General features: G+C 50.2%; 10 protein-coding genes. 2 read left to right on the top strand and 8 right to left on the bottom strand.

Annotated features, from left to right (window positions below; genetic code table 11):
• Nucleotides 1-226 (top strand): hypothetical protein (locus tag LBQ97_06405; protein ID MDR1832341.1); only part of this gene is annotated, 226 nt, incomplete at its 5' end.
• On the opposite strand, the gene LBQ97_06400 is transcribed toward LBQ97_06405, so the two are convergent.
• Together LBQ97_06400 and LBQ97_06395 are read right to left on the bottom strand one after the other, a co-directional pair.
• A complete protein-coding gene (locus tag LBQ97_06400; protein MDR1832340.1) occupies nucleotides 160-435 on the bottom strand; it encodes a DUF2442 domain-containing protein in 276 nt (91 codons plus the stop codon). The genes LBQ97_06405 and LBQ97_06400 overlap by 67 nt on opposite strands.
• A gap of 1 nt (nucleotide 436) precedes the next feature.
• Nucleotides 437-703: a DUF4160 domain-containing protein gene (locus LBQ97_06395; GenBank protein ID MDR1832339.1), complete on the bottom strand. Its 267-nt coding sequence runs from the start codon at nucleotides 701-703 to the stop codon at nucleotides 437-439.
• Nucleotides 704-1,063: 360 nt separating this feature from the next.
• On the opposite strand from LBQ97_06395, the gene LBQ97_06390 reads away from it, so the two are divergent.
• Nucleotides 1,064-1,360, top strand: a complete 297-nt coding sequence (locus tag LBQ97_06390; protein MDR1832338.1) for a type II toxin-antitoxin system Phd/YefM family antitoxin — start codon at nucleotides 1,064-1,066, stop codon at nucleotides 1,358-1,360.
• A gap of 308 nt (nucleotides 1,361-1,668) precedes the next feature.
• Here the strand turns inward: LBQ97_06390 and LBQ97_06385 are convergent, their stop codons facing one another.
• The 6 genes from LBQ97_06385 to LBQ97_06360 form a co-directional block, all read right to left on the bottom strand.
• On the bottom strand, nucleotides 1,669-2,100 hold the full coding sequence (locus LBQ97_06385; protein MDR1832337.1) for a PIN domain-containing protein: 432 nt from the start codon (nucleotides 2,098-2,100) through the stop codon (nucleotides 1,669-1,671).
• The gene (locus tag LBQ97_06380; GenBank protein MDR1832336.1) at nucleotides 2,078-2,380 is read right to left on the bottom strand and encodes a type II toxin-antitoxin system RelB/DinJ family antitoxin; all 303 of its coding nucleotides are present in this window, start codon (nucleotides 2,378-2,380) and stop codon (nucleotides 2,078-2,080) included. The genes LBQ97_06385 and LBQ97_06380 overlap by 23 nt, the downstream gene beginning before the upstream one ends.
• A gap of 106 nt (nucleotides 2,381-2,486) precedes the next feature.
• Nucleotides 2,487-3,407: a WYL domain-containing protein gene (locus LBQ97_06375; protein MDR1832335.1), complete on the bottom strand. Its 921-nt coding sequence runs from the start codon at nucleotides 3,405-3,407 to the stop codon at nucleotides 2,487-2,489.
• Between the two features lie 14 nt (nucleotides 3,408-3,421).
• Complete coding sequence (locus LBQ97_06370) at nucleotides 3,422-4,084, bottom strand: lactate utilization protein (GenBank protein ID MDR1832334.1); 663 nt, start codon at nucleotides 4,082-4,084, stop codon at nucleotides 3,422-3,424.
• Between the two features lie 56 nt (nucleotides 4,085-4,140).
• Entirely contained in the window at nucleotides 4,141-5,565 is a 1,425-nt protein-coding gene (gene argH, locus LBQ97_06365; protein MDR1832333.1) for an argininosuccinate lyase, read from the bottom strand.
• Between the two features lie 52 nt (nucleotides 5,566-5,617).
• Complete coding sequence (locus tag LBQ97_06360; GenBank protein ID MDR1832332.1) at nucleotides 5,618-6,814, bottom strand: substrate-binding domain-containing protein; 1,197 nt, start codon at nucleotides 6,812-6,814, stop codon at nucleotides 5,618-5,620.
• Nucleotides 6,815-6,832 lie beyond the last annotated feature (18 nt).

Genomic DNA, 6,832 nt, shown 5'->3' with positions numbered 1-6,832 from the left:
CCCAAAAGTTTCCCCTTGTACCACGGGCATCCTTGCCCGTGGCTGTTTCTTTATTTTAGCATTTCAGGCTTCATGCCCGTGGCTGTTTTTTGCTCCGGGATTTCACACACCAGCCTGTGGAATTTTGTTTCAAAAAAACGGAATAATTATCAAAAAAACTCAATTCTTAAGTAGCGGGGGCTCTTTCTCTGAAATCGAACGATCATTGATCAGCTTGCAGCCATAATAGAGTTCATCGGGACAGATATCGGCGCCGTTACTCCAAGTGACGGAAAGACCGGCCACATGCACGGTATCAAAACACGCGGCAAGATCTTTGAACGCCGGGAATCGCATATACGGCTTGACATCAAATATACCCCGATCGTGATTGGAGAATACTACTTCCAGTTGATAGTTATCAATGGGTCTCACTGAAACTGCTCGCGGTCTCATATTATTCCAACCCCCTTATCTTAATCAGTTCCCCAAATTCCGAATACGCTTTCCAAGCCGCTCGTAATTCATCCTGATGCAACAATATCCACGCCTCAACATATTTTTGCTGCTTTCTGGGCAATTCTCCCGCTAATACATTGGCGTCAAAATCGATCGCCATATCGTATTCCCCATAAGAGGCGTGTACATGCGGTGTTTTATGAACAGTCCCGACTTCTTTATACAGATAGATCAATATTCCATAAAAACTCGATATCAGTGGCATCTTTCCTCCGCCTGTTCCGGGATAAACATTGGATTTAAGAGAACTTTTTTCCATTATACAGCAAATTATTTACAAAATCAATGAAAATATTCGAAAAGTTTATCAAAAAGCTTCTGTAGATTCTTTATTTTCGAGTCTTGTAATGGATACCTCCACTGCGGTCCGGATGTTTCTTGCGGCAGCGCTTGAATTCGCCGGAATGAGGGATTGACCCCTTTGTGGTTTTTTTGCTGAAGTTATCTTGTTTACTCGGCCCCGGCGATTCGGAAAAGCTCGCAATCATTCATTTTAAAATGTCTTAAGATAAATTTGTTGACAATTGACACGCAATCGTGTATACTGGAAATGGGAGGTGGAAAGATGAAATTTTATACAGTCAGAGATTTGCGAACGCAGCCAAAAAATATCTGGACTACCCTTGAGGAACAGCAGCAGGTTATTATTACAAATAACGGAAAACCAACAGCGCTCATGATTTCCATTGCGGAAGACAATTTCGAAGAAACCTTGACCGCAATTCGCCGCGCCAGATCAATCCAAGCCACAGCGCAACTTCAGGCTATTTCTGCAAAAAATGGGCGCGACAAGCGAACTTTAGATGAAATCAATCTGGAAATAGCGGAAGCGCGGGCGAGTTTTAGCGAGACGGAAGAATGAATGGCAACACCCTTCATTATCCGCCCGATCGGTTGATCGTGACTCCCCGACAGTTTCTGGAAATCATAGTGAAAGGTATATTATAGAATAAAAAATCCGGGCAAAAAGCTTGCCCTTGTACCACGTACATCCCAGCCCGTGGCTGAATCGCAATCATAGCTCAACCCCAAAGGTGGAACTCCACCATGACCAAAAATGCCGAGATGCAGCCACTACGGCGGAATGCAACAATTTTACGAAACACATGATGGTGTGAGGGGAGACGTCGGCCGCAGGGCCGACAGAGAGGTCGAGGCAAACGACCGGTTTTATTGCTTTTCATAACCGCTTTCAAATCTCTTGAAAAAAGCCTCTGGAGTAACAGCCGGAATCGTCGCGGAACCATAGTCACTTACATTTCTTGTTACAATGTAATCAACCCCGACTGACTTGGCGCATTCAGATTGCAGACAATCCTCAAAATCGTCAAACTCAGCGTCAATGAGCGCATTGAATAATTTATCTTCATCGACGCCCACAATATAGAGAATCTTGCAAAAATTAATCAGAATTCCTTTTAAATCGGTGACCGGATAATCTTTTCGTAAAATGTAAAACGTATCCGCAATGGTCTGTGTTGAAACAAAGCCGGTTATGTCCCCTCGTTGGCACAACAGAAGAATAGCCTGCGCATGCTCGAAATAAGCGCTTCGTTTTTGCAAATAATCAATAACAATATTAGTGTCGAGTAGAATCCGCATAGCGTTCCTCTCTATACTCGGCAAGCTCCTTTTTGATATCCACGTCTCTTTTCAACGTACCGGCGTACTTTTCAAGCGCTAATAACGCTTCTTTTGCGCTTTTTTTCGGTCCCGCATACTCATCCGTGACAATCTGAAACGGGATTCGTCCTTCCCTGACTACGGTCTTGATAAATACTGTCAGCGCGGAAGTCATATTCAGTCCCATGCTTTCAAAAGCGCTTTCCGCATGTTTTTTCAGTTCCGCGTCCAGACGGAATGTTATGCTTGTCGTTGCCATACAATCATCTCCTTTGTAAGCTATTATACTGCAAATAACTTACAAAATCAAACAAAAAAATTCAAATACACAATTTTTCACAATCCTCCGCGTCCTGCTTTACCCCTCACCCGATAACCTCCACATCCTTCCCCTGCCCCCGGATCCAGGCCTCAATCCCGTCTCCAAAAACTTCCGCCTCAATGAGGGCGTAGGACTTGTACTGAGCCTTGACGACAGCGGTGGGCAGGCGGTCGAGGACAGCCTCCAGCGACCGGCCGAAATACTTGAAGCGGATTTTCCGGAGCTTTCCTCCGGTCATGAACTGCACCCGCTTCCGGAACAGCCCTTCTTCAAAGCGGTCTTTGATATAGACCACAGGGAAGTTCTCCTTCGTGACTTTGAGCGACTTGATCCGGTCCACCCGGTATATGGTCGGGAACAGGTCATCGGGATTGCGGAATTTTGATTTGTCGGCATTTTCGATAAAGGCCAGGAGATAAAAGTAAAATTCCGAGAACATCAGCCCCACGGGATGCAGAACCCTTTTTACGCTCTCGTTATTTGTTTTGGTATAGGTGATCCGGATCTTGAGCTGCTGCTGGATGGCGTTCCCGATGTTCCACAGTTTTCCCAGAAATTTTTTCCGATGATGGGGCTCGTTATAGTGGTATTTCTCATTATCCAGCATTTTTCCGATCACTTTGTAGTTGGCCCTGGGGACGCACAGATTGACGATCTTGTCGATGATCCGCATCATCTCTTCCTTGACAAAGGCGCGGCTTTCCAGGAGGATCTTGCAGACCGCGAGAATTTCATCATTAGTCAGCTGGTTGCGGTTGTCGTCCCGCATCACATAGCCCTTGATGGAGGGCTCGTAAATGATGTCCGCGGGGATTGCGGCCAGCTGGAAAAATGTCCTGAGGTCCCGGATATCCCGCTGGATGCTTCGGGGGCTGACGTCGTATTCCTCGGAAATATCCTTGATCGTGACTTCCTTGTTTTCCAAAAATTTTAAATAAATATCCAGAATTCTCTGCTTTTTCATCGCCCGACCTTTCCTTAAAATCCCAAACTCTCTCCGACGAGGATGACCTTTGTCCGGCCCTTGAATTTGCACATTCTGGTCTCTACGATAAAGGAGCAGATGCTGTCGGGACTCTTGCAGTCCCCGCAGGAACCGGTTGCGGCGCAGGGCGTCTTCAAGGGGTTCGTCGCGCTGATCCGCAGCGTATTGGCCGGCGCGGCGTAATTTCTGGCCCGGACGATGGCTTCCCGGAAGGTTTTCGTGAGCTTGTTCATGCCGACGATCATGATGACGGATTTGGGCCCGAAAGTTTGGGCGGCCACCCGGTTGCCGTTTCCGTCGATATTGACAAGGATTCCGTCTTCGGTCAGGGCGTTGGTACTCGTGAGATACACGTCGCACAAAAGGGCCTGCCGCATGCTCTCCATGCGATCTTCAGGCGTTGTGGTCTTGTCCCGGTCGAGGAGCGTCAGCGTCTTGTTTTGGTAGACGGCGTCGATTAACCCGATTTCCGCCACGGTCACGGAGCCGCCCCAAGAAACCGTGGATCCGTCGGGAATGAGGGACAGCGCCTTTTGCAAAGCCTCTTCCTTTGTGGCGCAATAATAGGCCGCGAAATTTCTGCTCTCGAGGTTTTTGACGACCTGTGGCCCCAACAGGGCATACTGTTTGCCGATTGCCGCTTCTTTTACTGTCATGCCTTCCTCCTTGATTTATTTTAAAGTTTGCGTTTGCGTCTTTGCGGATCGGGAAATCAGGATTTTCCCAGAATCTCGTTGAGCTGCCAGGACCGGATCCCCTCGGCCTCTTTTTTTACGAAGCGGTCCAGAAAAGCGAGATGCTTTTTGACGCTTTTCCTGCCGGGGCCGCCGAGGCTTTTCCTGCGCTCAACCGAAGTCTCCGTGGCGATTTCCTTGTAGATATCGTTATAGAAGAGCTTTGAAAACTGCTTGTATTTTTCGAGGGGCAGATCGTCGAGGGTGTAGCCCTTGTCGATGCACCAGGCCACCATTTTTCCCACTAATTTGTAGGCGTCCCGGAAGCTCATGCCCTTTCGCGTCAGATAATCGGCGACGTCCGTCGCTCCCATAAAGCCTTTTGCCGCGGCTTTCAGCATGACATCTTTTTTGACGCTCATGGTCTCCGTCATGCCGTAGAGGACCAAAAGGCAGCCCTTGACCGTATCGAGGGCGTCGAAAAAGACTTCCTTGTCCTCCTGAATGTCTTTGTTGTAGGCGAGGGGGATGCCCTTCATGGTCGTGAGCAGACTGATCAAGTCCCCGAATACCCGGCCGCTCTTGCCCCGGATCAGTTCCGCCGCGTCGGGGTTCTTCTTCTGGGGCATGATGCTGCTGCCCGTGGAAAATTTGTCGCTCAATTCAATATAGCCGTAGTCATTTGAGGCAAAGAGGATGATTTCCTCGCAAAGCCGCGACAGATGGACCATGATGAGGGAAAAAGCGTTCATGAGCTCAATCAGATAATCCCGGTCGCTGACGGCGTCGAGACTGTTCCAAGTCGGCGACGCGAAGCCCAAAAGATCGCTGGTGTATTCGCGGTCAATGGGGTAGGTCGTCCCGGCCAAGGCGGCGCTCCCCAGAGGGCAGGCGTCCATGAGGGTAAGCGCGTTTCCGATCCGGAGGTAATCCCTGCGGAACATTTCGGCGTAGGCGAGGATCCAGTGGGCGAATGTGATCGGCTGGGCCTTCTGCAAGTGCGTAAAGCCGGGCATATAGGTCTCAATGTGGTCTTCGGCGATTTTGACGAAAAGGCCCGTGAGGTCCAGCAACTGCGCCCGCACTTTGACGGCCTCGTCTTTCGTGAAGAGCTTCATGTCCACGGCGACCTGATCGTTGCGGCTGCGGCCCGTGTGCAATTTTTTACCGGGATCGCCGATCCTGTCGATCAGGACTTTTTCGATATTCATGTGGATATCCTCATATTCCCGGGAAAAGGGGATCAAGCCCTTCTCGATGTCTTTGAGGATTTCCTTCAGCGTCTTTTCAATGAGTTTCGCGTCATCGGCCGGAATGATTCCTTTGCGGTCCAGCATTCGGACATGGGCGATGCTCCCCATAATGTCGTAGCGGTAGAGTCTCTTGTCAAAATCGATGGACGAATGAAAATCCAGGATCAAGTCGCTGGCCTTTTCCTTGAATCTGCCTGAAAAATACTGCATGGTATTACCCCCTTTCGTATCGGTAAAAAAGTATATTTTTGGTAAATATTCGCTAATTGAGCGGCGCGAAGCCTGATTTTTCGATCAAATACTGCCCTTCCTCAAACAAAATCCATTCCACAAACTGGTCCACATTGGGTTTCCGATTGTCTCCGCGCCGGATGGCGTAAATGGGGACAACGAGAGGATAGGTCTCATTTTTGATCGTCTCCAGCGTCGGCGGGATCCCGTCGACGGAAAGGAGCTTGATATCGTAATCCTTGACCGCCCTCATGGAAAAAAAGCGCAGCGAGTAGCCGACGGCGTTTTTTTCGTTCCGGTAATCGGCCGGGACTTCTGCGGGTCCGCCGGGAATTCCCCGGTCGGGGTCCCTGTCCCTTTGGATCACGGTCTTGGGCGGATCCCTCAACGGGAAAATGCCCATGAATTCTTTCATAAAAATCTGGCTTTCGCTGTCGGGCGCCCGCTGATAGGCGACAATGGCTTCGTCCGCGCCCCCGAGCTCTTTCCAGTTCGTGACATCGCCGTCGTAGATCCGGCGGATGTCTTCCGAAGAAAGGTTGTCGATGGGATTATTTTTGTTGACGAAAAAGATCAAAGCGTCTTTGCCCATCCGGTGCCAGACCAATTCCGAGTAGCCCGGGGCGCTGTCCGCTACTTCTCTGGCGCTCTCGGGGTAATAGCCGAAACGGATGTCGGTCTCGCCCCCGGTAAGGGCCGCCATTCCCTTTTCCCCGCCGAGGAAGCGGAAGGGGCCGCCGCCGTTGTTGAGAGGCGGGATCGTCTCGGGATACAGGGCGTTCACAAAAGCCGAGTAGAGGGAAAACAAGGATTCCGCGCCATCCACCACCGGCAGGTCTTCCGTGAAGCGGATTCCCGGGGGAAAGGGCAGGCGGGCGATGGCGCTGTCTTCGTCAAAGGGCAGGTATTCCCTCCTGTCGGCGATCCGTTCCCGGATCGTGATGGATTCTTCCTTTGCCGTATAGATCTCAAAGCCGAAACGGACGCCCACGAGGACAATGACGATGACGCCCAGGATTTTTAAGGCCGGAAAACGGAAGCGCTTCCACCAGAAGACGATTTCCGTGAGCACGAGGATCAGAAAAAGCAAAAAAAACGCGCCAATTACGATGAGGCCGGCATGCGCAGTCTCCGGCGGAAAATATTGCAGGACGAGGCGGCCCGTGATAAAGGAAAAAAACGCGAGGACCGCTGTCGTTGCCAGTTTCAGGATAATCAAAGCAGCCAAGGGATACCACCTGTTTTC

The organism is Fusobacteriaceae bacterium, from assembly GCA_031272775.1.
Classification (GTDB): Bacteria; Fusobacteriota; Fusobacteriia; order Fusobacteriales; family Fusobacteriaceae; genus JAISST01.
Note: the sequence above shows the minus strand (reverse complement) of the source record. Positions and strands in the feature narration are given on the sequence as shown.

Bases quoted from the DNA above. Each gene is read 5' to 3' on its own strand.
- LBQ97_06395 (MDR1832339.1), bottom strand. From the start codon at position 703: ATGCCACTGATATCGAGTTTTTATGGAATATTGATCTATCTGTATAAA.
- LBQ97_06380 (MDR1832336.1), bottom strand. From the start codon at position 2,380: ATGGCAACGACAAGCATAACATTCCGTCTGGACGCGGAACTGAAAAAA.
- argH (MDR1832333.1), bottom strand. From the start codon at position 5,565: ATGCAGTATTTTTCAGGCAGATTCAAGGAAAAGGCCAGCGACTTGATC.
- LBQ97_06370 (MDR1832334.1), bottom strand. From the start codon at position 4,084: ATGACAGTAAAAGAAGCGGCAATCGGCAAACAGTATGCCCTGTTGGGG.
- LBQ97_06400 (MDR1832340.1), bottom strand. From the start codon at position 435: ATGAGACCGCGAGCAGTTTCAGTGAGACCCATTGATAACTATCAACTG.
- LBQ97_06390 (MDR1832338.1), top strand. From the start codon at position 1,064: ATGAAATTTTATACAGTCAGAGATTTGCGAACGCAGCCAAAAAATATC.
- LBQ97_06385 (MDR1832337.1), bottom strand. From the start codon at position 2,100: ATGCGGATTCTACTCGACACTAATATTGTTATTGATTATTTGCAAAAA.
- LBQ97_06375 (MDR1832335.1), bottom strand. From the start codon at position 3,407: ATGAAAAAGCAGAGAATTCTGGATATTTATTTAAAATTTTTGGAAAAC.